We start from the raw sequence: 25,869 nt of genomic DNA on the forward strand, positions 1-25,869 counted from the left end.
GTTCGTTGCACGATAATAGGGCTGCTGAATTGCACGAACAAGCACAGGATGCTATTTCGTCAGATCAAGAATCCCTTGATAGATCGTATCAAATAATTGCTCTAATTGGTTCTCCTCAATACAGGAGAACGCAACACGCAGATCGGTATCGCCAAGAGCAATTGTGCCGACACCATACTGCTCGAGCAAGTGTGTGCGCAAGGTTTCGGCATGTACATTTTGAAGCTTCAAGCACATGAAATATCCGGAGTTGAATGGATAGTAGCTTAGCACATCTCCGTACTTGCCGCTGTCAAGCAGCTCCTTTACTTTGTTCGCACGCGCCTTCATCAGATTGAACTTGGCTTGCTTCTGCGCTCCGTACTCTGGAGAGTTCAGCGCATGGAGCACGAACGTCTGCGAAGGATGAGGGCCACTGGATATGGTAGCCCGAATGATTCCGATTGTCTTCTGCTCCAAGGCAGCGAGCAGTGCTTCGGACTCAGCTGCGTACGTGATGAAACCTACGCGGAATCCCCATACATACTCTTCCTTCGTAGCTCCATCGACCTTAATTGGCAGGATGTTAGGATGAATGGAAGCCAATTTGCCAAATAAGGATTCATGCATGGAGTCTTCGAAGAAGAGACCGAAGTAAGCATCATCTGTTACCACGACGAGACGCATGCCTGCTTCTGCTGCTTCAAGCAAAGCCGCAGCGATCTGCTCGCCTTCTTCTCTTCCAGGTGTATAGCCAGTTGGGTTATTCGGGAAGTTCAAGACAACGATTGCCTTACCCTTGTCCTTATTGGCAAGCAAGGCATCGCGAAGTCCTGCACTATTGAATTTCCAATTGTCATTATATAACGGATAGTAGACCATCTCTGCATTGCGGCGAATGCCGAACGTGAGCTCGTAGTTCTCCCAGTTCTTCTCTGGAAGCACCACAACATCACCCTCGTCCGCGAACAGATCCGCAACGATGCTGAGTCCATGCGTCAATGCATTCGTCACAATCGGATTGCTGATTGTTACATTGCTAAGCGATGGGTTCTCCGTAAGCATTTTTTCTTTCCATGCTTTGCGCAGTTCAGGCTTGCCTGCTGGCGGTGCATAGGGATAGATATCAGCAGGGTCATAGGCAGACAACGTATCCTGAATGACGCTGAGGTGCATTGGGGTATTGCCTTCCGTAGCGATGCCAATTGTGGCATTGAATGCCTTGGCCTTGCTTTTGGCTTCTGCTGATTGGCTCAGTATGCCTTCCTTCGGGAAGTAGATTTGCTGCGCGAGCCGGGAGAGCATGGCATAAATGTTGGGATTGTGCTGTTGAATTGTTTCGTTCAATTGTTGAGCCAGTTGATTCATGGCGTCCATCCTTCCACCATCATTGTAAGAGGGCCCATTCCATGCATGCATTGAATACGCCCTTGAAATACTTTCTTCATTATAGCATTATGGCTCTTCATTCGTCACGATGAATTGGTTATCATTACCTATAAGCGGCATACAAAAACGATACGCCTAATATTTGATGAGTAAAGAATGAGGTTCAAATTTTGCAAAAGTGATGGTACTATAGTGAAATAGTGCAAATTTTTCGAGCAATCCTACATGAAATTGACTTAATTATGATGGAGAAGAGACCATGTTAGAGAGAAAGAAGGGGGCACTACCGTGTTACAAGCATCGCCGACGCAGTACATTCTGAAGCCGGCTTGCGCGAAGATTACATGTGAACCGAACTGGAAATGGCAGAAGCGAGAGAAGCCAATGCCGAACTATGACCTGTTCTATGTATGGAGTGGGGAGGGGGAGCTGACGCTGAATGGCGAAGTCTATGAGATTCGCAAAGGCAGCTGCTTCTTATTCCGTCCGGGGGATCACACATCCGCAACACATAATCCGCAAAAGCCGCTGACATTAACTTATATTCATTTTGATGTGGATGCATCATTGTCGGACATTCCCATGTCCTATCGAGAACTGCACGAAACGGTTGACTTCGAACATTTGCTTGCCAGATATGTGCGCTTGTTCTTGCGGGATACGTATGGTGCAGAGATTGAAGCTCAGCTTGTGCTGAAGCAGTTGATGATTCATCTGCTGCGCGCAGACAAGGAAGAGCCGGATGAACGGAAGACGAGTCATCAGCTTGCGGAATCCATCCATGAAATTGCGAATTATATCAGGCAAAATCCGGGTGCCAATCATCGTATTCAGCATTTGGCGAAGCGAGCGCAGTTGTCCCCGCGTTATTTCTCAGTGAAGTTCAAGGAACTGATCGGGATGTCTGTGCAGACGTATATTATTCGTTCTCGAATTGAACGAGCGGAGCATCTGCTGCATCATGCTGGAATGAATGTGACGGAAGTGGCGGATGCATTAGGATACAGGGATATTTTCTTCTTCAGCCGCCAGTTTAAGCAATATACAGGACGGAGCCCGTCCGAAATTCGATAAAAGGATCATACAAGCTGCTTTGGGCACTATTGTCCGGGCAGCTTTTTTGTTAGATATGGTTTTGCTCTAAAACGACAACCTTATCTGCCTACATAATGATTAGAATTGTTAAGGAACGATAAATTCAGCACGAGGTTATCGACAAAAGGTGTTCACTAGTTTACTTTTAATAGTAGAAAGTGCGAGTCGAATAAATATTCATTTTGTTGGAATGTGAGGGATTTACAAGAGATATATATAATGATAGAATTAAGACAATAAATTCCATAATAAGGAGGTGATGGAGTGGGTTCCATCAGTGCTGTTTATTCGACATTAGGAGAATTAATTCAACGTTATCGGTATGAACGGTCAATGACGCAGGCGAAGCTGGCGGAGTTGACAAGAATTAACCGAGGCAGCATCTCCAAGATTGAGAATGGGGACATTAAACGGCCTGATTACGCGACCATACAACCCATTATTTCCGTTCTGAACGTGCCCTTGCGCGAAGTGATTGATGCTTTGTCCTTGACTGACCATCGTTCAGACACTTGGTTCGGATTATTGCATAATTCAACATCGAGTGGGGATTACTCCTTGTCAGCTGAGATCGCTTCCTATCTACTAGCATCTCGCAATGAAGAGAGCGAAGTTCTGCTAGGCAAGCTTTTTCAAATAGTTCAGGAAATATCGAACGATAATGAGCTGAAGCTCTCATTACTGAACATCGTTATTACCTATGCACGAAGTCATGGAATTCAACGCTTCGTTGCGAGAGGAACTTTACATAAGTATTTAATTGAGCGAGACGATTTCTCGAAGATGGAGGCAACTTATCAATCCGGACAGTATGTACTCCATTATGTCGAATTTCTATCTCGCGAGGAAAAAGCCACTTTATATTACAAGCTTGGCGTTCATGCGTATAATTTAAAGCGTTTCGATGAATGTATTGAACTATGCAAGAAGGCTATTATTGAAGAAGATGCAGATAGCAGTTTTAGTGCCTATTCTACCTTGCTCATTTGTAACTCATACTTTCGATTAGAGCAATATGAGATGGCAGAGAAGTATTTAAAAATATTCAGCTTGTTTAGTTTTTCTTTTGTAAAGGAAAATGTAGATTTTATGACCGCGAAACTCAATGAGAATAAGGGAAATATTGAGCTAGCTATATCTCAATTGCAGAACTGTTTGGATTACTCTACATATAAGTTGAATATTGTAAACTCGTTACTTGAGATATATTGCAGCAATAATGATCTGAATGCTGCTAATGAACTTATCCAACGTGAAAGTGATTATTTAGCTCAGAGCTCGAATACACCTGTTTCAGTTTCAGGTCGTGCGCATTATTTTGTAAATAAGGGTAAGTATTTGCTAGTACTGGATCGAAAGAGAGAGGCTATTGAAAATTTTGTTGTCAGCGCCAAAATGTTTGCAGATTTAAGTGAGCATAAGCAAATTTATGAATGCTTGGAGCTTATCTTTGAAAATATGAAATCATTTGAAGATGATTTTGAGATGATGAAAAAGATAAGCGCATTGTTTGTGGAATTGAAAAACTAGGAGGACACTCATATGAAAAAAAAGATTAGTACTTTGTGTGCTTCGTTAATAGTGGCATCAATGTTGTTAATTCCTTCGATTGCCAATGGTCTCTCTGATGTAAAGTATCAAGCCGTCAAGACTTCAGTTGATAATGTCTTTATGTTTGGTGGAAGTCATGATGTCGATACACCTTGGTAAGAAATAATGTAAGAGGGCGAGGACGAGGACGCTAATCTCTAGCGTCCTTTTTTGTTGTCTACTATGCATCGCAACAAATGTTGAACAGCGTCGAATATATCTTATTTTAGAGAAACATAGTGAAACAAGCAGAATGTTATATAATGACAATGATACATAATTGTCGGATAATAGAAACAATCACTATAATATAGAATCTCATTAAAAGGGAGGCTAACAAGATGAGGTTTTACTTTGATATCCCAACTAATGAAATCAGTTTATCGGATGAAATACTGCTGGACGAAATCGAAAAAGCTCGTGAACAGTTGCAAGAAGCACTCGAAGAAGGCAAAACTTTCACTGATGCGGAGGTCATTGAGCTTAGTCAGAGGCTCGATGAGTATTTGGTTGAAATCCAAAAGAAAAGACTGCTAAAAAAGGCGATCTTGGAAATTGATATTGCTGGATAAGCTAGTGGCCAATGTTTGGCTGATATCCTGTAAGCGGAGGAAACATGAATGCGTTCCGTTATGGTGCACGAGAAACTAGGGGAACTAATACAATGTTACCGGAATCGGAAGAATATGAATCAGCAGGATTTTGCAAAAGAAGCAGGTGTAGATTATGAAAGTGTTATCGCGATCGAAAAAGGCGAAACACCACTAGATTATGCAGTGCTGCAGTCAGTCATTACAGTACTGCATATTCCGGTGGAAGAAATAGTGGCGGCTTTGCCGACAGAAGAGGTTAGTTCTGAATTATGGCTGGCCCTGTTGGTAGCATATTTACCAAGTAAAGATAGGCAAATACTCGTAGATATTCTTTTTCATTTGTTGGCTTGTCATGATATGGGAAATGAAGATTTGATATACAAGCTATATCATGCGGTTCAGCAAGTGGCAGATAACATTGAGTTGCGGCTTGAGTTACTGGATTATATCATCTCTTATGTCAAAACAAGAGATATGCAGTCTATTGTAACGAGAGGATTGTATTATCGCTATTTAGTGGAGCGGGACGATTTCAGTAGGATGGAGGAAACTTTCCAGTCTGGACAGGCTGTGCTTCACTACGTGGAGCTTCTCCCTCGTGATGATCGAGTGGTTTTCTATTACAAGTTAGGCGTACATGCCTTCCACATAGACCGCTTCTATGAAAGTATTGAGTTAGCTAAGCTAGGAATTGCTGAAGATAGCTCGGAGAGCACCTACAAAGCGTACTCCACCTTGCTTATTTGTTCATCCTATTTTCGACTTGAGGAATATGATCAGGCAGAAAAATATTTGAAAGTATTCAGTCAGTTTCCTTTCTCCTTTGTTCAAGAAAATGTCGATTTTTTAACAACCAAACTCCATGAAAAAAGAGGACACATCGAATTGGCAATTAGCCAATTGCAGAAATGTTTTACAGTGTCTTCTTATAAAATAAGCATTGTGAACTCACTTCTTGATTTGTATCTAACAAAAAATGATAGTACTTCTGCAAGGCAACTACTCCAGCAAGAACATGTATACCTCAATGTAAACTACTTAAATCCAAATTCAATATCAGGACACGCATATTACTACAAACTTAAAGGAAAATGGCTTCATCGATGGGGAAAGAACAGTGAAGCCGTTGATTGTTATATCCAAAGTGTAAGCATGTTTGTTGAATTAACTGAAAACGATATAGAGCTATTACGAAAGATGGAGCGCACACGGTTGAAGATGATGAATGCAGCCAAAACAGGACGGAATTTAACAGACGTCTCTGTTGTGCAGCTCAGTCAAGAGCTTGATACCTATATCGTTGAAATACAGAAAAAAGGGATATTTAAGAATTATCTATTAAGAGATTAATGAAAAAGAAGCACAATTGATCTCTTTTGTTTCCAGATGGAGATTCACTCACGATTCATCAAGAAAGTGTAATGGAGGATACATGCATGGGGGTTGTAAAACCGAGAAATGAGACCTTGGGGGAGTTGATTCGTCGTTATCGAGATGAATTGAATATGACTCAGCAGGAACTTGCGAACAGGTCAGGAGTAAATAACAAGAGAATTTCGTTCCTGGAATATGGCGGAGCTCCACGAGATTATGCGATCCTACAACCCATTTTCTCTATTTTACATATACCTGCTCATGAAGTCGTAACGGCTCTTGCCAATATGAAGATTCATTCGGAGATATGGTTCTGTCTGCTGCAGCAACTCGTGTCGTCCGAAGACGATATCTCACTGGCTAGAGAAGTAATGGCTCATCTAATGGCCTCTCTGGACGAGAATTCAGAAGTTAGGTTTGGAAAACTATTAAGCATTGTACAAAAAGGAATAGGCAACCTAGAGTCTCGGTTAGAATTAATGGATGATGCAATTATGTATGCTCAAAGGCAAGGCTGGCAGACATATGTTGCAAAAGGATTGTTCTATCGGTATTTAGTGGAACGGGATGATTTCAGTAAAATGGAGGAAACCTATCATTCGGGGAAGCAGGTACTTGCCTATGCTGAAGATCTGACCTGCGAAGATCGTGTTATTCTATATTACAAGTTAAGTGTTCACGCTTATACACTGCGCAAGTATAATGACAGTATTGAATTCGGTAAACTACTGCTGGCCTGTGATAAGACAGAGAGTACCTATAAAGCTTACTCCATTTTACTGATTAGTTCTTCTTACTATTATAAATCTCAATTTGAATTGGCAGAGAAGTACCTCAATCGTATTCGATTGACACGCTTCCCGTTCCTGAAGGATCATGTAACTTTTATGCAGGCCAAGCTTCATGAGCAACGGGGAGAAACGGAATCAGCTATCTACCATTTGCAGCTGTGTATGGAGTCATCGACTTACCAATTAAATATTGTAAACTCACTACTTCATATCTATCTTCAACAACGAGATATAGATGCAGCACAACATTTGCTCCAAGGTGAATCAGACTATCTGGAAGAAGACTTCTCCAATCCTATGAAAATCAATGAACTTGCAAACTATTACATTAACAAAGGGAAAGTTATGAGCGGAATAAATAGACAGAAAGAAGCTATCGATTATTTCAAAAAGGGGATATCCATGTTCACTAGATTAACGGAAACGGATGAGGCCTTGCTGAGACAATTGGAGCAGACACGATTGAACATGATCAGTGCTGTAGCGGATGGCCGGAATCTGACAGATGCTACTGTCGTTCGACTTAGTCAAGAGCTGGACGGTTATATTGTGGAATTTCAGAAAAAGAGCATTTTAAAAAGAGCAGTGTTAACTACTTAAAGAAAGTTATAGCGCTTTTCTTTAGTAGTCGGTGCCTGAGAAAATGAGCACAGAAAAAGGGGCTTTTCCAATTGCCATGGTTCATGGCCTATGGAAAAGCCCCTTTTCAGTAAGATGCTATTGAACGCAAGTAGGGTTAGCTCTGTGTCTTCTGTACACGTTCAGTCTTCGCATGGAACGTCCCCAAGCAATCTCCCATTCTAACCTTGGCGCCGAGCGCTAATCCCTCCAGGGGCTCGAATGTATTCGTTTCTGTCAGCAGCACAACGGTTGATCCGAATTCAAAATAGGCAAGATCCTGCCCCTTCTCGTAGCTGGACTTCACTTTATCATCCGAATAACGGATGCTGCTCACATTGAGTGCCCCAACTTTCACAACCGCTACTTCACCTTGTCCATGTCGTATGTACGTGATAAGTCGTTCGTTGCGGCTAAGTACACGCGGCATATGATGCAGACCAAAATCATTTACTGGATAGACACGCCCAGGCACATGTTCGCTCTCCACAGTGGTCCCCGTAACGGGGGCGTGAATACGATGATAATCGGAAGGACTTAAATACAGCACGAAGCAATAGCCATGACTATATTTTTGTCGATGAGGAGAGTGGTTCAGCATCTCATCAAGAGTATAATCCTGCCCCTTCACATTAAATATACTGCCTTCCTGAATTGGCCCCATACCTGTAATCACTGCATCTACAGGGCTAGCAAGCTGGTCTTCTGCAGCAGAAATAGGACGCATATCTGGCTTAAGCTTGCGAGTGAAGAATTCATTCAAAGTCCCGTATTGATCCATAGGCTTCTCAGCTTCCTCAACACGGATATTGTACGTCTTCGCAAAGGTTGGAATAAATCGGCGGCTTAATCCGGAGTTGGCGAAGCGGCCTGCGATGCGAGATACCCACTTGCGTGAGGATAATTCAGTTAGTAGCCGTAAAAATCTTTTTTTCATTGTTAATTAATCACCTGGTTTATAAGACACCTGAATTAAGGGCGTCCTGTATTTTTCAGCCTCAAGAAACAGAATAAGAAGCATGTTTCCTGTGGACTATCTTGACACAGAACGCCATCATTTTCAATATGATCCTACACAACGCTAAGAATAAAGAGGGTTATTGACTTGCTTGACGAAGCAGAGATGCGCCATAGGCAATGGGATTCACATAGGTTGCTCTCCAACATTCAAGTAAATTAGCCTCACGAAAACTGTAACGTTGATCTCGTCCATTGCATTCGATAAATAAAGGAATTCCATCAGGAGAGATCCCAATATCTAGTCCTAAGTCTGCAAGATGGGGCAGGGTGTGTGATAGCCGTGAAGCGACATCTAAGGAGAAGCGGCTGATTCGTTCGCGAAGGATATCAAGCGGAATATAAGGCAGTGCAGAAGCTGCCAGCAGTTCAAATGGATAGACTGTTCCGCCTTGAGCTACGTTCGTGACGAATGTATGCGATGGTGCAACCTTGCCCACGATTCCTGTGATTTTCCATTCTCCGGTTCCGTCTCGTTGTACGGATACACGCAGATCGAAGGGTCTACCCTTATAGCAAACGAGCGGCAAGAGCTGTTGAACCAAAAAGGCCTTCTTCAGCATTTGGGACTTCACGGATGCGGGCAATTTCCCCTCAGGCATCTCGACGGTTCTCCACTTACGGCCCCCTGTTGACGTTCGCAGCATGTAGGTCGTTCTCCACCCTTTGCTTGTTCGCTCAATTTTGGTGAGCCCTCGTCCTATGCTGCTGTTATTAGGCTTCAGTACAATCGCGTCATAGCGTTCCATGAGTCTGGCGATAGAAGAACGAGTTGCGAGGGTTGTGTCGGGCAAATGTGGGGCGATCATATGATCTGCCTTGAGTACGTTGTGAATGCTCATTTTGCCGTATCGATTGACCTCGTTGAATAAGATAATATTCGCTTGAACCAGAGTGCGGATACGCGCGCGTGAAGTGGGACGCAAATAAATCGCTCGGTTATGAATGACTCGTGGAATAGGCATGCGTCGGCGAACATAGCCAGTCGGCCCTTTTACATACGCGGCTACTTCCATTCGACGGGTATTTACATCTTCAATTCGGAAGAAGCAAGGGATGATTCCGTTCTGACGCGCAGCTTCTTCATAGAACAGGATAGCTTCGTGCTTCGTCTTGCCACGGATGAGTCCACGCAGCAAGGGAGCATTGAACAAAATGCCGATTCGATTATCGGACATGGTCATACCTCCTTAGGGGCAAAAATGCGATATACAAATAGCCATCGGCGATAATGCATCGTATGTATGTCCAGTATTGGCGGTATGGACGAGTGGATGAAGGCATAATGACTAAATTTGATGCTTGGCTAAGCAGATGAGGAGGAACGAAATGCATCTTCAGAAGGTGGCTGTCATCACGCCAGGAACATTCCCGATTCCTTCTGGATCGAGCAGTTCCGTTGAGCGAGTCGTGGAGCATGTGGTAAGCAAGGCTGCTCAGCGAATAGATGCACGAATTTATGCAAGACTGTGGAGCGGCCAGGAAGAGATAGACACGGTTCGGGGTGTTCCTTGTGTTCGAATTCGAGCGAGCCATGCACGGATGTACGTGCAGGGGGTTATTCGCAGCATGGCTCAGTTCATGCCTGATACGATTCAAATTGAGAACCGTCCCCGATTTGTTCTCCCTATCAAGCGTTCCTTTCCCAATGCCCAAATCATATTGAATCTTCACTCCGTCACCTTCATGAGCCGTAAGCATATTCCCCTGAAATTATTAAGGTCATCACTTCGAGCGGCAGATCGGATTTTCGTCAACAGCCGCTATTTATATCGCAAAGTTGCAGCAGTCTGTCCAAGTTGTGCTTCGCGAATCGTAGTGAATACATTAGGAGTTGACCAAGAGCGATTCCGCTCTAAATGGACGGAAGAAGGAATGCAGCGTTCTGAAGCAGGCAAGGACATGCTAGGTTGGGCGGATCGCAAAATCATTCTATATGTCGGGCGTCTTATTCCCTTAAAGGGAGTTCATCATTTATTGAAGGCCATTCCGCGTGTCATTGCGAGGCAGCCTAAGGCGCTATTTGTCATCGTCGGCAGCGCGTTTTATGGATCTGCACGGAGAACCGTCTATGTGCGTAAGCTTGAGCGTTTGGGCAGAGTGTATCCGAAGCACATTAGATTCGTCCCTTATGTATCCCATGAACAAATACCGGATTGGTATTTGCTAGCGGATGTTGTAGTCATGCCTTCGGTCGAGAAGGAGGCATTCGGTTTAGTCAATGTGGAAGCGATGGCTTCTGGAGTTCCTGTACTTGCAACACGTGTCGGAGGCATTCAAGAGGTTGTTGCAGACGGGATTACAGGCGTGCTCGTGCGGCCGTTTCGGCTAAGCGTACGGCTTGCGAATGAACTAAATCGGTTATTGGATGATGATGAACGAAGAAAGAGAATGGGGGAAGCGGCTGTGGAACATGTACAGAATCATTTTACATGGGACAAAACAGCCGAGCGGTGGGCTAACGAAATAGGCGCTCCTGCAGAGCAATAGATTCATACGTATAGGCGAGTGTCGGGGAGAGCACTGGGTGCATATGATGGATTAGGTGTAGGTAGAAGCCCATCGGAAAGGAGAGAGTGCAGCGTGAAAAAGAAAAAAGGGAGCTTGTCCCCGAAAGGAAAGAGGCCTTCCTATTATGTAGATAATCCGAATAGGTCGGAGCTGAAAATGTTGGATCGATTATCGAAATCTAAGCCTAGTTTGGATCAATTATCGAAATCTGAGCCCCATTTGGATCAATTATCGAAATCTAAGCCCGATAGTGTTGCACATTCCAAGAAAGCTAACATCAATGCGTTTGCGACAGCACAGGAAGAAATGAACCATTTGATGAAACAAGCAAAGCTGGCTCTTCAGCAGGCAAAGAGAGGCAATGTTGCCATGAAGCAGCCCACAGCAGGTGAAGGTTCTTCGAAGTCGAAGACACCATCTTTGGATGCCCATGTAAGTAGAGAAGAGAACATACCAACGCCTGTACCTCCATTCACTATATCCCCAGACATTGAGCATAGCGAGCAGAAGGCACAGTCCACTCAAGTTTCGGAAGTCGAAGCTTCCACACTCACTGGCGTAAACGCACCTTCATCGAAGCAAGCAGATAGCAAGCTTTCGAAAGCAACCCGCACAGAAAAGAAGAAGACTAAAAATCCATCAAAGCCTATTAGAGGAACGGTGTCCCAAGATGTAGAGGTTGAAGCTTCCTCAGTTGATGCTTCCTCTATGGACGCATTCCATATGCTTGAAAACAATGCGCTTGAGCAAACAGAGCAGAAGGTAGACGTTGATGCAGTAATAGCTGTGCAGGCAGAGAAGGAAAAACGGCTTTTCGAGAAGAGAAGCATTTTCCGACCAAAAGCGATTGTATATACCGATGATATCGTGGATGAGGCTGTTACCAATGAGAAACTGGCTGCGTATTCGATAAGCGGATCCAAGATTAAACGTGAGAGCATTGATTCTGATGCGCTAAAGGATCATTCTGTCACATCGATTAAAATTGCAGATGAAGCGATCACTGGCGGGAAGATCGCTCCTGATTCGATTATGGGTGAGCACCTCATTCGCAATGCGATTTCAGGCAGTAAAATTCGAGATCGTTCTATTACAGGAGGCAAAATTAAGGACGGCAGTATAACCTCCGAGAAGCTGGCTGATAAGACGATCGATTCTGATAAATTAGCGGAAGGATCTATTCATACGAAGCATTTGAGCGAACTAATCATCTCGAATGAATTGATTCAAGACCAATCCATAACCTCTGAAAAGATACGCAGCGGTGCGATCCATACGGAAAACTTGGCCAATGGCGCTGTGGACACATCCAAGCTTAGTGATGATGTAGTCACGAATTCGAAGCTGCGGAATCATGCTGTAACGAGCGATAAAATAGCCCCCTCTAGCATTGTTAGCGACCATTTAGCTGATGAAATTATTGTGAGTCGTATCATCGCTGAACGTGCTGTTGAGAGTCGGCATATCGGTTCCAACCAAATTGAAGGCTCACATCTTACCCCGAATATGATTAGCAGCTATCATCTACAGCCTCAATCAATTCATTCGATCCATCTTGCAGCAGAAACAGTTCAATCTGCCCATTTGCAGAAGGAAGCGGTCCATCAGAAGCATGTGCGCGAAGGAGAAATTCATAGCTGGCATTTGCACGAACAGGCTGTAACGACAGATAAATTAGCGGATCAATCAGTCGCAACAGCGAAGTTGATAGATCAAGCCGTCACTTCCTCCAAAATCGCCGATCAGAGTATTACTTCGCAAAAAATTGCAGATTCCATGATTCAGTCTCGTCATGTTGTCAAGCATGCAATAAGCACGCAGCAGATCGCACCACTTGCCATAGTCGGTCTTCATATTCAGGAAGAGGCGATCGGCGGGGAGCATATTGAGCAAGATAGCATTGCAAATCGGCATGTGCAGGACGGGGCAATTGATAAGCGTACGATTACTTCAGGCGCAGTAGAAGGGAGACATTTAGTCGCGAATGCTGTTAACACAGCGCATCTCGTAGATGAGGCAGTGACAACAAGCAAGTTGGGTGTACACAGCGTTACCTCTTTGCAGCTCGCTGATGAGGCGGTTACTCGTCAAAAGCTGACGAATCAAAGTGTGACGGCTGAGATATTGGCTGACGATAGCGTAACTTCCCGTCACATCAGTGCGGGTGCAGTAGGGGCCAAGGAAATAGAGCTGTACTCCATCAAGGATGAACATATTTCACCAGGAGCAATTAGCGACGAACATATCCGAGCTCAATCGATTGATGCGGCTATGCTGAAGCAAGAAGCGGTAACGAGTGAGAAGATTGCTCCGCATGCTGTACGAGACAGACACATAGGTTCATCCTCCATATACTCCCATCACTTGGCTGATCATGTGGTTACATCCCTCAAGTTGTCTCCAGAGAGTGTATCCAGCGACAAGTTAAGTGATATGTCGGTTACATCCAGCAAGCTTGCGAATAAGAGTGTTACTTCTGAGAAATTAGCAGCGGGCAGTGTAGAATCCATCCATTTGACAAAAGGTGCAGTAAGCTCGGAAGCAATTGCCTATCAAGCTGTTGAGGCGGAGCATCTTGCTCTCGGATTGGTATCAGGCAAGCATGTAGAATCGCAGGCGATTGACACCTATCAGCTTGCAGAACAGTCGGTAACGGCCTCCAAGCTGGCTCCAGGGTCAGTGGAAGGGACACATATTCAGCCACAGGCTGTTGCGGACGAACACTTGGCATCTGGGGCAGTTCGTATTGAACATCTCGATGATGAATTGTTTACGATGTTGAATAATCTCGTCAATCCCCCACCAGCAGAGCCCATAATCATTGGATCGTCTCAACTTGAACCATTTGCTGTAACGAAAGACCATATAGGGCCCAACGCTATCCATGCAAAACATATATCAGTAGCAGCTATCCATGGATCTCATCTGGCGGCAGGAGAAATAAACAGCCAGCATATGGTCAGCGGCTCGATTGATGAGACGCATCTCGTAGAGAATGCTGTGCATGGGCATCATCTTGCCCCGGAGAGCGTAGAATCGATTCATGTGCAACCGGAGTGTATCCAATCTCAGCACATGAGCCAAGGAGCGATAAGCTCGGAGCACGTAAGCCACAGGGCGATAAGCTCGGAGCATGTAAGCCAAGGAGCCATAACAGCAGAGCATGTGAGCCACGGGGCGATAACTGCGGAGCACGTGAGCCACGGGGCAATAATCGCGGAGCATGTGAGCCAAGGAGCGATAGGCTCGGAGCATGTGAGCCACGGGGCAATAACAGCGGAGCACGTGAGTCAAGGAGCGATAAGCTCGGAGCATGTGAGTCAAGGGGCAATAACAGCGGAGCACGTGAGCCAAGGAGCGATAAGCGCGGAGCATGTGAGCCACGGGGCAATAACAGCGGAGCACGTAAGCCAAGGAGCGATAACTGCGGAGCACGTGAGCCAAGGAGCGATAACTGCGGAGCACTTGAGCCACGGGGCAATAACAGCGGAGCATGTGAGCCAAGGAGCGATAACTGCGGAGCACGTGAGCCACGGGGCAATAACAGCGGAGCACGTGAGTCAAGGAGCGATAAGCGCGGAGCATGTGAGTCAAGGGGCGATAAGCGCGGAGCACGTGAGCCACGGGGCAATAACAGCGGAGCATGTGAGCCAAGGAGCGATAGGCTCGGAGCATGTGAGCCACGGGGCAATAACAGCGGAGCATGTGAGCCAAGGAGCGATAACTGCGGAGCACGTGAGCCACGGGGCAATAACAGCGGAGCATGTGAGCCAAGGAGCGATAGGCTCGGAGCATGTGAGCCACGGGGCGATAAGCTCGGAGCATGTGAGCCAAGGAGCGATAAGTTCGGAGCACGTGAGTCAAGGGGCAATAACAGCGGAGCACGTGAGCCAAGGAGCAATAAGCTCGGAGCACGTGAGTCAAAGGGCAATAACAGCGGAGCATGTGAGCCACGGGGCAATAAGCGCGGAGCATGTGAGCCACCGGGCGATAACTGCGGAGCACGTGAGCCACGGGGCAATAAGCGCGGAGCATGTAAGCCACAGGGCAATAACATCGGAGCATGTGAGCCAAGGAGCAATAAGCGCGGAGCATGTGAGCCACCGGGCGATAACTGCGGAGCACGTGAGCCACGGGGCAATAAGCGCGGAGCATGTAAGCCACAGGGCAATAAGCGCGGAGCATGTGAGCCACGGGGCAATAACAGCGGAGCACGTGAGCCAAGGAGCGATAACTGCGGAGCACGTGAGCCACGGGGCAATAACAGCGGAGCACGTGAGCCAAGGAGCGATAAGCTCGGAGCACGTGAGCCACGGGGCAGTAACTGCGGAGCATGTGAGCCATGGCGCAATAAGCGCGGAGCATATCAGCCAAGGAGCAATAAGTTCTGAGCATGTGAGCCTTGGGGCAATAACGCCAGAACATTGTACGTTCTCGTCTATTCGTACTACATCGACGAGAACCTCTGCACTGCAGCAATTCGGGATGTCGTCTTTCGCTTTCCGTGAACTAGACGAGAAGATTGAGTTAACGATACAGTTCGAAGAATCCTATCCGCATGAAAACTATGTTTTCGTCGCAATGACCAATCATCCTTCTTGTTATGCAGTTCTGAAGTCGCAGTTCACGGATCATGTCGTCATTGAAATTATCCGTACACGCATTGGTCCGCAGCCGGAAGGATTCGTATCATGGATCGTGATCGGATAGAAAAGGATCACTTCGCGAATGCCGATTCGTGATTATGAGTAACCGTCAGCGTCAACATGGCTGCTGGCGGTTATTCACCCACGTATTTCAGCCGTTTATCCCCGCTAATCCCTCGTGTATGTACAGATGCCGTTACAACTTATCAGGTAGGCACATACAATGTGGTGGTTACACAGGCATAACTGTCCTAGGGGGTGAAGCGAATTGCGGAGAGTGAAACTGCGTCGGCGGCGGTTCCGTTCTACAAAAAAGCGTAAACGGAGAATGCGCAGATGGAGCCCCAAGATAAAAATACCTGCCCATTCTTATCCGGTCTTATCTGTGATCATTCCTGTCTTAAATGAACGCCGCACGCTGTCAAAAGTCATTGAACAGGCTGCCCGAGTCCATCCAAGGACAGAAGTTATCGTGGTATCGAACGGCAGTACAGACGGATCAGATCGGATTGCTGAGTCAATGGGAGCCCGGGTGCTCCGATATGATCAGCCATTAGGGCATGACATAGGGCGAACCGTTGGGGCACAGGCAGCTCGGGGGAATATTTTATTATTCTTGGATGGCGATATGGTGATCGCATCCTCGAAGCTCAGACCTTATATACGGAAGGTTGAAGAAGGCAAAGACATTGTACTTAATGACTATTCAGGACCTGTGAATCGCCATGAAGTGCATCAGGTCGTCTTGGCCAAGCATGCGCTTAACGCGCTGCTATCACGTCCTGACTTGAAGGGGGCATCAATGACAGCGGTGCCCCACGTCATTAGCCGTCGGGGATTGGAAGCTATCGGAGCGGATGCGTTGTCCGTACCGCCGCTCGCACAGGCCATGGCCATCAACAAAGGGCTCGTTGTCACGACCGCTCCTTCCATCGATGTAGGGAAATTGAACCGAATTCGCACCAAAGGGCACATAGCGGATCCATTAGAACAGCTCATCAATGACGATCATATGCGGGCAGTTTGCTGGCTGCTCGAACAGGCTGGAGATCGTGGTGGACATACTGACTTGACTAGACAACGATGGCGGGTGAATTAAGTGAAACTAAGGAGAAAGCGACAACGGCGCATCAAGATACGGCGTAGAACCCGGCAAGTATTCAGCGTGGCCAGTCGGCGGCGACGCAAAAAAATCCGCCAGCGGAAATCCCAACGGAGGACGAGGAGGAAGCCTCGCCCAATTGCTCCGAAGGTTAGCATCACGGCTGTTCCCCGCGTCCCATGGGAAATGTGCATGGAGGCCTCAAGGGCTGGACAGGTGCAAGGCATCGAATACGCTATGCAACAAGAAGTGTCGACAGAAGTCCCGCGCCCAATCGTCAAGAATGAGATGCAGAGGCGGTTTGCATCGTTTATGGAGCCTTATCGCCCCATCCTGCGGCACTTTGAGTGGATAAGGGCTATGGCTGAATCGTTCCGAGACGGGTTCGTACAGAGTCGTTTCCCTCAGGCTGCAGATGCGGTGCTTGTGCCGACAACGAAGCGTGTAGACGTCGTGCTCAGCGCATGCAATGAGGAGAGAAGCATTGGAGCTGTTCTGCAGCAATTGCAGCAATTGTCGCTAAATGATCTCTTTGTCATTATCAATGGTTCCAAAGACGGTACGCTGCAGGTCGCCAAAGAGCAGGCCCAGGAGGCAACCATTGTTCATTATACCGATCCGCTAGGGCACGATATAGGCCGCTCAATAGGGGCAAGGCTGTCGGACGCTGATATTGTATTGTTTATGGATGGGGACTTTCCAGTATCTGCTGATAATTTGGCTCCGTTCATATGGGCAATTGAGACGGGGGTCGATGTTGCACTGAATAATATTACTCCATTACTTCATCATTTCGGACAGCAGGATGGAATTACGCACTGCAAGCAATGGCTCAATCGCTGCTTGGGGAGAGAAGATCTGTATGCGAACTCAATGACAGCAGTTCCGCATGCCCTTAGCCGCCATGCCATCGAGACGGTGGGTGAAGAGGCGCTCTGTGTTCCACCCAAGGCGCAGGCACTTGCTATCGTACGGGGGCTCCATGTTCAGGCCGTACAGGTCGTGGACGTCATTCATAATAACCGAATTAGACAAACGAATGTCGGAGCAAGCAATCCGGTTGCCACATTAATTCTTGGCGATCACATGGAAGCCTTTCAGGCGCTAATGATGGAGAGGGATACAGTTCAGACAGACAACGTGGAGCGAGAGCGCATTGCAAGGGGAAGAAATGTTGGTTGAAGAAATCATATCCGTATCCACACACCAGTATGATCATTTCAACATATAATGCGCGCAAGTAACGGATAAATGTGCGAGATCAAGTATCGAACGCATATGTTCATGTAGGGAGGATGTACGTCATGAAGGGCATCATATTGGCTGGGGGGACTGGAACCCGTCTCTATCCACTGACCAAGCTAATGAATAAGCACTTAATACCTGTAGGCAAACATCCTATGGTTAGCTATGGGATAGAACGATTGCGCTCAGCGGGCATAACCGACATTTTCATGGTGATTGGTAAAATGTCTGCTTCGTTGTATACCGAGTATTACGGCAGCGGCCAGTCTATGGGGGTGCGCATAACGTATGCAATTCAGGATGAAGCAGGGGGCATCGCGCAGGCGCTGTCATTGGCAGAGCCCTATTTGACGCGGGATGAGAAGTTTGTTGTGTTGCTGGGCGACAACTTATTTTTGGACAATTTAACCCCTTATGTAGAAGCGTTTCATCAACAAGATGCTGGAGAGGCCCGTATTCTGCTCAAAAAAGTCAAGGATCCGCATCGATACGGCGTCCCTAAATTCGATAGAGAGCATCAAGATCGAATAGCATGCATTGTAGAAAAGCCAAAAAGCCCCCCATCATCCTATTGTGTTACTGGCATATACATGTACGATACTCAGGTGTTCGAACATATTCGTGCAATTGAGCCATCCGCGCGAGGGGAACTGGAAATTACCGACGTGAACAACTGCTACGCGCAAGCTGGCAAGCTGCAATACAATACGCTTCAGCAATGGTGGATCGATGCGGGTACATTCGATTCCTTATCAGAGGCTTCGCAGCAATTGTGGGAGGTGCGGTTGTGACGCATTTGCTCGTAACCGGCGGCATGGGATTTATCGGGAGCAACTTTATTTTATATATGCTCTCTCAATATGAGGGATTGCGCATTACGAATTTGGATGCACTCACTTACGCTGGCAACCCAGATAATGTGGGGGACGTTGTAACATCCGGTCGTTATCGTTTTATTAAAGCGGACATTACAGATCAGGCGCGTCTCGAACAGATCTTTGCGGAGACGGCGTATGATGCGGTTGTCCATTTCGCGGCCGAGTCCCATGTTGATCGCAGCATTTCTGATCCAGAGGCATTTGTTCGTGCGAATGTATTTGGAACACTTCAGCTGCTGGAAGCTGCGAAGCGTCACCAGATCTCGAAGTTCATTCATGTATCTACGGATGAAGTATATGGATCGCTAGGCAATACAGGTTATTTCACAGAAGAGTCTCCATTGGCGCCGAACAGCCCCTATTCTGCATCGAAAGCGGGATCTGACTTGCTTGTGCGAGCTTATGCACATACGTATGGAATGCCTGTTGTAATTACTCGATGCTCCAATAATTATGGGCCAAGACAGTTCCCAGAGAAGCTTATTCCGACGATTATCCTGCGTGCATTGTATGATGAACCGATTCCTGTATATGGTGACGGGATGTACGTACGGGATTGGCTGTATGTTACAGACCATTGTGCGGCAATTGATGCGGCATTGAGAGCGGGCAAGGCAGGGGAAGTCTATAACATTGGCGGGCATAATGAGCGTACGAATATTGACATCGTGAAGATGATTCTTCAAGTGCTGGATAAACCGGAATCACTCATCTCCTTTACCTCAGATCGTCCTGGACACGACAAGCGTTATGCCATTGACCCAGCAAAAAGTGAGCGTGAGTTGGGCTGGCGCCCAGCCGTCAATCTGGAGCAAGGGATGCAGGAAACGATCGATTGGTATGTATCCAACCGAACTTGGTGGGAGAGGGTTCGCACCGGCGCTTATTTAGGCGCACGCTGATTCAGGCTTCAGGCATAATAGGCTTTATAGGCAGATAACTGCATGATGACAAGGGAAGGTGAAGGCATGAGTACGACTGTGGGCCGCAAAAGGCCGCTGCTTATTCTAACTACAGCTTCTATTCGTACTCCACGCAAAAGAAAGCGTCGTCCGCTTGGCAAGCGATTGCGAACAAAGAATGGTCGAGCGGGCAGTCTGAGACGCAAAGGGGCGCGAAGAGGGTTACGGAAAAAGGGGGTTCTGAGATCGAGGCTATCGAAGCTATCGAAGCAGTCGAGGCTGCCGAAGCTAGGAAAAAACGACCCTGTTATTCATCAATTCATTCCAACCATCCCCAATCTGGAGGATGAGAAGCGGCTTAGCTTTGAAGATGGATACCGTCATGGAAGGTATGAGGGAGGCGAGTTGATTCTGGCGAATTTATTGCCTGAGAATACGTATCTCCCTGATATATCCGTAGAAGACGTCATCACTGCAGGCTTCGAACAGTTCCGGCATCAGTTGCAGTCGTTCATAGAACCGGAGGCAGTATGCGCAGAGCTTCATAAGGCGCTGGAAGAGCGAAGACCGATGTCCCTTGTCCGACTTGGTGATGGAGAGATGTTCGCCTTGGCACATGATAAGGTCGTTTCGACTGAACTCGTGCGGAGACATGGCGATTTCCTGGCCTATGCAGGACTTGAAATTCCTGATCATAATTGCCGGGAACAATTGGCTGAAGCTGTGCGCAAAGCGTCATTTGTCGGTGTACCTACCTTCCGTTCTCCGAATTTCCATGGCCTCCTCTTGCCGGTGCTTCGTGCACATGGCATACACATGGGTGATATGAGGCTGACCGTGTCGACAGTGAATTACGCTATTGCATTGCAGGGACACCTGTATGGCTTGCTTAGAAGGCGCCGCGTATTGACTGTGGGCAATGCCGCCGTGGGATTAGCATCCATGTTGAGGAAGCGAGGAATTACAGTTACCGGTACAATTGCTCCTGTTCGGGGGACAACGGATATCCCACGCATTCTAGATGAGGTGTCCCGATATGAATTTGATATCGCCTTGGTAGCGGCAGGAATTCCAGCGGTCATCCTGGCACAGCAAATAGCAGAGCGATACAACAAAGTGGCCATTGATTTCGGCCATTTAGCGAACAAGATCGCGGATGGAGTCATTGCAATATGAAGTTGAGATTGGATTCGGTAGTGTGAACTTGCATTAAGGGGAAGGGGAGGTGTGACACGTTTATGACTCGACATCGTCGGCCGGTACTGCAGAAGACGTGGAGGGCAGGAGCTCGAACATCAAACAGCACACACCAGCTATCAGGGAAGGGCAAGGGTGACCGGAGGCAAGACCGATTCGATCATGGTTATTCGTTAGGTTATGTCAGAGGCTTTCAGGCAGGTCAAGAACGGTATGGCACCTCATTCGACGGAACGAGCATCATTTTACCTGTTTATAATCAACGGAATCAGCTGGAGCAGTGCTTGGACAGTATTTTCTCGAATACGAACAGACCGATCGAAGTGATCGTTGTTGATGATGCCTCAACCGATGATACGCTGGCCTATCTGCAAAGGCTTAGCGGACAGATTAGATATCACAGCCATGAGACCAATCGAGGTCTGGCAAGTGCAATCAATACTGGATTGATGATGTCCAAAGGCAGCACGATATGCATATTGAACAGTGATACGCTCGTAACGCCGAATTGGTTGTCCGGTATGCTGAATTGCTTACACAGCAACATAGAATTTGGTATGGTTGGATCAGTGTCGAACCGTGTTGACGGCGAACAGCAGATACCTGTGCCTTACGAACATATCAAAGATATGTATGACTTTGCTGCTGAATATAATATCCCAGATGCAAGTCGGTGGCATAGCACAGATCGTTTGTTCCATGTGTGCCGCCTTATGCGCCGCAGCACATTTGAAGCGAATGGATACTTTGATGAGCGATTTGAGAATAGCGGATTTGCAGATGAAGATTATCATTTGCGCATGCGGCTGCTAGGGCTCAAGCTTATCGTATCGAGGGACGTATTTATCCATCGCTCGTTCCAAGCAAGCCTGCAGGAGCAGGATGGTCACACTCAATCTAGTCAGGATAAGCATGCGGCTTTCTTTCAAGAGAAGTGGGGCAATGCTTATGATTGGCTTCAGCGTATTCGTACGCAGCATGGGATGCTTGCGGGCCGGCAATGTCAGGCATTTTATCCGTCTCAGGTGGCAGTTACTGGACTAAACGATGCAAATTATTGGATTGAAAATGGGGCAAAACGTCCTGTTCAAGGGGAGTTGCGTATCCCGATTGTAAGGGTAAGTCAGCTTGAATTGCGAGGCTGGCCAACAGGAGTACCAATTGAGGCTGCTGCGGTTGCGCAGAAATGGAGTAAACAGCATGCAACAGAGGGAAAGATTCCTGACGGTGCTGTATTTAAAACGGAACTAGGAAAGTATTATCGTCGTGAGGGTGAAGCATGCAGAGAGCTTGTTAGTGATCATGCGCTGAACCGCTGGGGATTCGCTGATAAGGTAGCAATCCGTACGGAACAAGAGAGAAGCGACCTAACGGAACAGTTGCCAATTATGGCGCACCCGGTCATTCATTCCTATCACATTTGAGGAATTGAAGAATGGAAGCTAGGCCTTGTGCTTGGGAGGGGAGAATATTGCAACATTTCATCACGGACATGATTGGTCAAATGTCATATACGCAGCGGCATATGGCGCGCGTGCTTGACGCAGAGCGGCATGTAGCGGTTCGCATGGCGCAAATCGTGCATGCACTGCCGGATGTTGACCCTCAATTCGGGGGGGAGAACGATTATAAGGAATACTCCCAGGCATTAACGAAAAGTATCGTAGCTTATCTGAACGGAATCGCGGAGCTAGAGGAAGCGATGGCGGAACAGCTGCAGCATGTGTTGAAGGAGATTTCGGATGATGCAGAGGAATAATGCGCATGCAAGGGGGGATCTGCATGAATAGAGAACAGTCCTATCACGGCATTCTGGAGGCTATGGCCAAGATGCAGGGCAATGTAGCGAAGATCCTAGAAGCTAAAGCAGTAGAGGCCGAGAAGATGCGCAACTGGACGTTGAATCATATGACAGAGCATTCGTTCACGAATCATCGGGAACAGATTGTCGAACCTCTTGACGTGCATGCGCAAGTGGTTGAAGTAATCGAGAGTTTGACGAAGCTGCAAGTCAGTCTGTCCCACAATATGAAGGTACTGCTCCGGCGTGAGGAATCCGAGGGTTACGGGGATAGCCTCGGAGGGGGCATGTTGAATGGAGAGTTCGGAATAGGAGACAAAATGTAATGGCTGCAGCGCACGAGGAGCAGCAGGTGCAGATTGAAATGATCAAGGCTATTGTGCAGAGCCAATCCGCATTGGCACGTATGTTGAATCAAATGGCTGACCTCACAGCACATTCAGAAGCTGCAACGAAATTGCTCAAGGACAATATTCGTCTGTTGTCCATGTATCAGCTTGCACTATGCGGCATGGTCACAGGTTTTCAGACCCGTATTCGCAAGACAGGCACAGCTGCGCCTCCATGGCTGCATCCGGATTGTCAATTCGAGGAGATGAGAGTGGAGGAGGGAGAAGTTGCAAGTGAATAAGCTGAAGCGAGCACGGAGATCCCGGCGGCAAATAGGACAGCAGAAGTTGGTTAGCGGCACTGCATCAACGGGAAGCGTAAGGAAAGCGGGCAAGCAGGTTCCGCAACGGAAATCGCAAAGCCGTCTTCAGGTTGTGAAGCAGCCCGATCGTCGGCGTACAACGAAGCAATTTGCCTCAACACATTCGACTCATCATCGCATTCAGCATCCTGCATATCAAGATGGATATCGGGTGGGGTATGCGAAAGGATATGAAGATGCACATCAACTGTCCTATGCCAATCAAGCATAACGAAGTGAACAGTCTGACGCTTGCATGGGCAAGAGGAGGGCTGTTTTTTAATAGCTATCGAGTGATAGGATTCGGGCAAGAAGGAACTTGAACAAGTATCACGTTTGGGTAAACGGGGTAGAACGATGCGCAGTTGTATGCCTGCGCATCGTCAGAAACTTGATTTTCGTTTACAGCTCTCTATAAATTGGTTTCAAGGGGAGAGACATAGCTTCCTGCTTGAATGTGGCTCCAGTTGTATGACGTCAAGCGTGGTTCCGCCTACCAGAGGTAGATCGAGCCACATGCGCATAACGCTTGCTCCCCATGCACGAGGAATGATCGTATCCCACATGATTCCACGCTGCTGCACTTCCCATTGGGAGATCGCCTTGTGAGCTCGTAGACGAGTGCTGCCGCTATAGTTGTGTTCCGCACTGTCGAGTAGCTGTTCACGCGGTTGAAGTCGAATATAAACAAGGTCGGAAGCAAGATGAACGTCCATCTCTTCTGGTTGAACGATTCTGTCTCCATGCTGCTCGCTCCATTTTCCCCAGTGTTCAGATAGCTTGTGACTTAGTAATTGTGCAAGTTCTAGGTCTTGCATATCGTGCCTCCTCTCGATGAGATGCAATATCTGCCGTGCAGATCGAAATCGATTGCAAGCAGCGTCTCAGTTGTTGTGCGTATCCTACCTTTTGGAATAGAGATTGTAAATAGAATCCAATCCAGGAAATCCAAACAAATGGTCAAACAAAGCGTTTACATACAGGTATTTATTTAAATTTCTTTGTTTTTCTCATGAAATCATCGCCGCATAAGCAAAGTTGAGAAATTGCGAGGTAATGATGCTGTAATGAGAGATAAGATGGGATTAGTTGATCACAATTGCCCGGAAATGGAGAAATTATGGTTTTCATTTCATTTACAGCAGGAGGGGGAAAGGCGTAAGATTCAGTTCAGCAACAACAACGTTATCCGTTGCGTCTCAATCGCTGAATTCCGCAGGAAGCGGAAGCGGGGGAACCAATCAAGTGAATGGAGCTGAGTGGACAGTCAGCAGCCACCGTTCGCATGGGGTGAATCCGGCACAGGATTACTGTCCTGGCTGGTAGGGCGACTCTTCGCGCCCGAATCCGTCAGCTAACCTCGTAAGCGTACGGGAGAGGCGCGCCTGATCATATGGCGACGCACCTCTTTCTTGCAAGTAGGGCTTCGGACAGATGAACAGGAGGAACTGGATATGTACGATGCGGACCGGGTCATTACAGTGTTCGCAGGCTGTGAGACGGGGATTGAATTCATACGTCAGTTGAAAGGAGCAGGATATTCGGTGGCGGGAATTGCCCATAATGGGCGATTGGCAAAGCGATTAGAAGGTATTGGCGTTCATTCCATATGCCGGATCAATACGACGGAGCCGAAGGCGTGGGCCGTCCCTCATGTCCCGATTGGCCGAATCTATGTGTTTGAACAGAGCTTTGCGCTTTCCTGCCGGCTGCTTCAAATATGCCGGCAATGGACGACGGATCCGATCACAATCGTGACGAAACGTCATCATCCGCAGTCGATCTACCGATTGCTTGGCGCGAATTACGTCATTTATACGCAATCGGATCAAGTTTCATTTTTACTATCAGATATCATCTAATTAATCCATATAGGCAATGCTCACCGCTGAATCCCATTCATGGGAACGGGGGAACCAACGTTAGTGCGCCAGCTGTACATCTGCAGTTCGCGCAAGGGGTGAATCCGGCACAGGAATCCGTTCCTGGCCGGTAGGGCGACTCTTCGCGCCCGAATCCGTCAGCTAACCTCGTAAGCGTCCAAGGAGGCAGCCTTTATTTCGTCGTGGAACATTACGCGCACGTTTTTTTGACGATGCGCGAAATAGGCCACACGGAAAGGGTCCCTCTTTCCGTGTGGCTTTTTGTGTTGCCTGCGCGTTCCTACTGAGCAGGAAGTCTTGGTAGGAGCGGGATCGCGGCAGCATTGCCTGGAGAGATGAGAACCTTATTCAGGAGGAGGAAGGGACTATGTTTGATGCAGTCATGATGATTCTTCTCGCACTGCTTGGACTAAGCGTATTGGGTATTCTCCATTGGTGCAAGACGGAAGTGGAGGAACGGGGTGATCGCTCATGATGATCGTGTTATTCACCTTAATTACGGCACTGTTCATTTATTTGCTATATGCCTTAGTCAAGCCGGAACGATTTTAGTTTGGGCAGAGTGAT

At 47.2% G+C, this 25,869-nt stretch carries 24 protein-coding genes and 2 riboswitches; of the genes, 20 read left to right on the plus strand and 4 right to left on the minus strand.

What is annotated here, in order from left to right; translation table 11 throughout:
- Positions 1 to 51: 51 nt before the first annotated feature.
- Entirely contained in the window at positions 52 to 1,347 is a 1,296-nt protein-coding gene (locus RQP50_RS25765) for an aminotransferase class I/II-fold pyridoxal phosphate-dependent enzyme (RefSeq protein WP_021252696.1), read from the minus strand.
- Between the two features lie 309 nt (positions 1,348 to 1,656).
- On the opposite strand from RQP50_RS25765, the gene RQP50_RS25770 reads away from it, so the two are divergent.
- The 6 genes from RQP50_RS25770 to RQP50_RS25795 all read left to right on the plus strand — a co-directional run bounded on the left by RQP50_RS25770 (position 1,657) and on the right by RQP50_RS25795 (position 7,411).
- Positions 1,657 to 2,442, plus strand: coding sequence for a helix-turn-helix domain-containing protein (locus tag RQP50_RS25770; protein WP_028533760.1), 786 nt, complete (start codon positions 1,657 to 1,659; stop codon positions 2,440 to 2,442).
- A 285-nt stretch (positions 2,443 to 2,727) separates the two neighbouring features.
- Positions 2,728 to 3,993: a helix-turn-helix transcriptional regulator gene (locus tag RQP50_RS25775; RefSeq protein WP_315747147.1), complete on the plus strand. Its 1,266-nt coding sequence runs from the start codon at positions 2,728 to 2,730 to the stop codon at positions 3,991 to 3,993.
- A 12-nt stretch (positions 3,994 to 4,005) separates the two neighbouring features.
- Positions 4,006 to 4,173 carry a hypothetical protein gene (locus tag RQP50_RS25780; protein ID WP_315747148.1) on the plus strand — a complete coding sequence of 56 codons (168 nt, stop codon included), beginning with the start codon at positions 4,006 to 4,008 and terminating at the stop codon, positions 4,171 to 4,173.
- Positions 4,174 to 4,394: 221 nt separating this feature from the next.
- Complete coding sequence (locus RQP50_RS25785; RefSeq protein WP_021261969.1) at positions 4,395 to 4,625, plus strand: aspartyl-phosphate phosphatase Spo0E family protein; 231 nt, start codon at positions 4,395 to 4,397, stop codon at positions 4,623 to 4,625.
- 60 nt (positions 4,626 to 4,685) lie between these two features.
- Positions 4,686 to 5,996 (plus strand): XRE family transcriptional regulator, encoded by a 1,311-nt coding sequence (locus RQP50_RS25790; protein ID WP_315747190.1) that lies wholly within the window; start codon positions 4,686 to 4,688, stop codon positions 5,994 to 5,996.
- Positions 5,997 to 6,082: 86 nt separating this feature from the next.
- Positions 6,083 to 7,411 (plus strand): Spo0E family sporulation regulatory protein-aspartic acid phosphatase, encoded by a 1,329-nt coding sequence (locus RQP50_RS25795; RefSeq protein WP_315747149.1) that lies wholly within the window; start codon positions 6,083 to 6,085, stop codon positions 7,409 to 7,411.
- A gap of 136 nt (positions 7,412 to 7,547) precedes the next feature.
- Here RQP50_RS25795 and asd read toward each other — a convergent pair whose 3' ends face one another.
- Positions 7,548 to 8,366: an archaetidylserine decarboxylase gene (asd, locus tag RQP50_RS25800; protein WP_021252702.1), complete on the minus strand. Its 819-nt coding sequence runs from the start codon at positions 8,364 to 8,366 to the stop codon at positions 7,548 to 7,550.
- Between the two features lie 160 nt (positions 8,367 to 8,526).
- A complete protein-coding gene (locus RQP50_RS25805) occupies positions 8,527 to 9,624 on the minus strand; it encodes a YheC/YheD family endospore coat-associated protein (RefSeq protein ID WP_315747150.1) in 1,098 nt (365 codons plus the stop codon).
- A 151-nt stretch (positions 9,625 to 9,775) separates the two neighbouring features.
- Between RQP50_RS25805 and RQP50_RS25810 the strand changes: the two genes are divergently transcribed.
- The 12 genes from RQP50_RS25810 (at position 9,776) to RQP50_RS25865 (ending at position 23,651) form a co-directional block, all read left to right on the plus strand.
- On the plus strand, positions 9,776 to 10,936 hold the full coding sequence (locus RQP50_RS25810) for a glycosyltransferase family 4 protein (protein ID WP_315747151.1): 1,161 nt from the start codon (positions 9,776 to 9,778) through the stop codon (positions 10,934 to 10,936).
- Between the two features lie 93 nt (positions 10,937 to 11,029).
- A complete protein-coding gene (locus RQP50_RS25815) occupies positions 11,030 to 15,667 on the plus strand; it encodes a WIAG-tail domain (protein ID WP_315747152.1) in 4,638 nt (1,545 codons plus the stop codon).
- 204 nt (positions 15,668 to 15,871) lie between these two features.
- Entirely contained in the window at positions 15,872 to 16,702 is an 831-nt protein-coding gene (locus RQP50_RS25820; protein ID WP_394358439.1) for a glycosyltransferase family 2 protein, read from the plus strand.
- Positions 16,703 to 16,897: 195 nt separating this feature from the next.
- Positions 16,898 to 17,887: a glycosyltransferase family 2 protein gene (locus RQP50_RS25825; protein WP_315747153.1), complete on the plus strand. Its 990-nt coding sequence runs from the start codon at positions 16,898 to 16,900 to the stop codon at positions 17,885 to 17,887.
- 122 nt (positions 17,888 to 18,009) lie between these two features.
- Complete coding sequence (locus tag RQP50_RS25830) at positions 18,010 to 18,741, plus strand: sugar phosphate nucleotidyltransferase (protein ID WP_072731633.1); 732 nt, start codon at positions 18,010 to 18,012, stop codon at positions 18,739 to 18,741.
- On the plus strand, positions 18,738 to 19,730 hold the full coding sequence (gene rfbB / locus RQP50_RS25835; protein WP_315747154.1) for a dTDP-glucose 4,6-dehydratase: 993 nt from the start codon (positions 18,738 to 18,740) through the stop codon (positions 19,728 to 19,730). Before RQP50_RS25830 ends, rfbB begins: the two co-directional genes overlap by 4 nt.
- Before the next feature lie 66 nt (positions 19,731 to 19,796).
- Positions 19,797 to 20,906, plus strand: a complete 1,110-nt coding sequence (locus RQP50_RS25840; protein ID WP_227775117.1) for a GT-D fold domain-containing protein — start codon at positions 19,797 to 19,799, stop codon at positions 20,904 to 20,906.
- A gap of 62 nt (positions 20,907 to 20,968) precedes the next feature.
- Complete coding sequence (locus tag RQP50_RS25845; protein ID WP_315747155.1) at positions 20,969 to 22,351, plus strand: glycosyltransferase family 2 protein; 1,383 nt, start codon at positions 20,969 to 20,971, stop codon at positions 22,349 to 22,351.
- A gap of 47 nt (positions 22,352 to 22,398) precedes the next feature.
- On the plus strand, positions 22,399 to 22,686 hold the full coding sequence (locus RQP50_RS25850; RefSeq protein WP_021259109.1) for a hypothetical protein: 288 nt from the start codon (positions 22,399 to 22,401) through the stop codon (positions 22,684 to 22,686).
- 23 nt (positions 22,687 to 22,709) lie between these two features.
- Positions 22,710 to 23,054, plus strand: coding sequence for a restriction endonuclease subunit S (locus tag RQP50_RS25855; RefSeq protein ID WP_065294202.1), 345 nt, complete (start codon positions 22,710 to 22,712; stop codon positions 23,052 to 23,054).
- Positions 23,054 to 23,359 carry a hypothetical protein gene (locus RQP50_RS25860; RefSeq protein ID WP_021259107.1) on the plus strand — a complete coding sequence of 102 codons (306 nt, stop codon included), beginning with the start codon at positions 23,054 to 23,056 and terminating at the stop codon, positions 23,357 to 23,359. Before RQP50_RS25855 ends, RQP50_RS25860 begins: the two co-directional genes overlap by 1 nt.
- Positions 23,352 to 23,651, plus strand: a complete 300-nt coding sequence (locus RQP50_RS25865) for a hypothetical protein (RefSeq protein ID WP_315747156.1) — start codon at positions 23,352 to 23,354, stop codon at positions 23,649 to 23,651. Before RQP50_RS25860 ends, RQP50_RS25865 begins: the two co-directional genes overlap by 8 nt.
- Before the next feature lie 193 nt (positions 23,652 to 23,844).
- Here the strand turns inward: RQP50_RS25865 and RQP50_RS25870 are convergent, their stop codons facing one another.
- Entirely contained in the window at positions 23,845 to 24,237 is a 393-nt protein-coding gene (locus RQP50_RS25870; RefSeq protein ID WP_315747157.1) for a hypothetical protein, read from the minus strand.
- A gap of 376 nt (positions 24,238 to 24,613) precedes the next feature.
- Positions 24,614 to 24,803: riboswitch (cyclic di-AMP (ydaO/yuaA leader) on the plus strand.
- Positions 24,804 to 24,873: 70 nt separating this feature from the next.
- On the opposite strand from RQP50_RS25870, the gene RQP50_RS25875 reads away from it, so the two are divergent.
- Both RQP50_RS25875 and kdpF read left to right on the plus strand, forming a co-directional pair.
- On the plus strand, positions 24,874 to 25,281 hold the full coding sequence (locus RQP50_RS25875; RefSeq protein WP_028533775.1) for a hypothetical protein: 408 nt from the start codon (positions 24,874 to 24,876) through the stop codon (positions 25,279 to 25,281).
- A 14-nt stretch (positions 25,282 to 25,295) separates the two neighbouring features.
- Positions 25,296 to 25,473: riboswitch (cyclic di-AMP (ydaO/yuaA leader) on the plus strand.
- 303 nt (positions 25,474 to 25,776) lie between these two features.
- Positions 25,777 to 25,854: a K(+)-transporting ATPase subunit F gene (gene kdpF / locus RQP50_RS29415; protein ID WP_227775128.1), complete on the plus strand. Its 78-nt coding sequence runs from the start codon at positions 25,777 to 25,779 to the stop codon at positions 25,852 to 25,854.
- Positions 25,855 to 25,869 lie beyond the last annotated feature (15 nt).

The sequence above is a fragment of the Paenibacillus suaedae genome (assembly GCF_032337355.1).
GTDB lineage: Bacteria > Bacillota > Bacilli > Paenibacillales > Paenibacillaceae > Paenibacillus_B > Paenibacillus_B suaedae.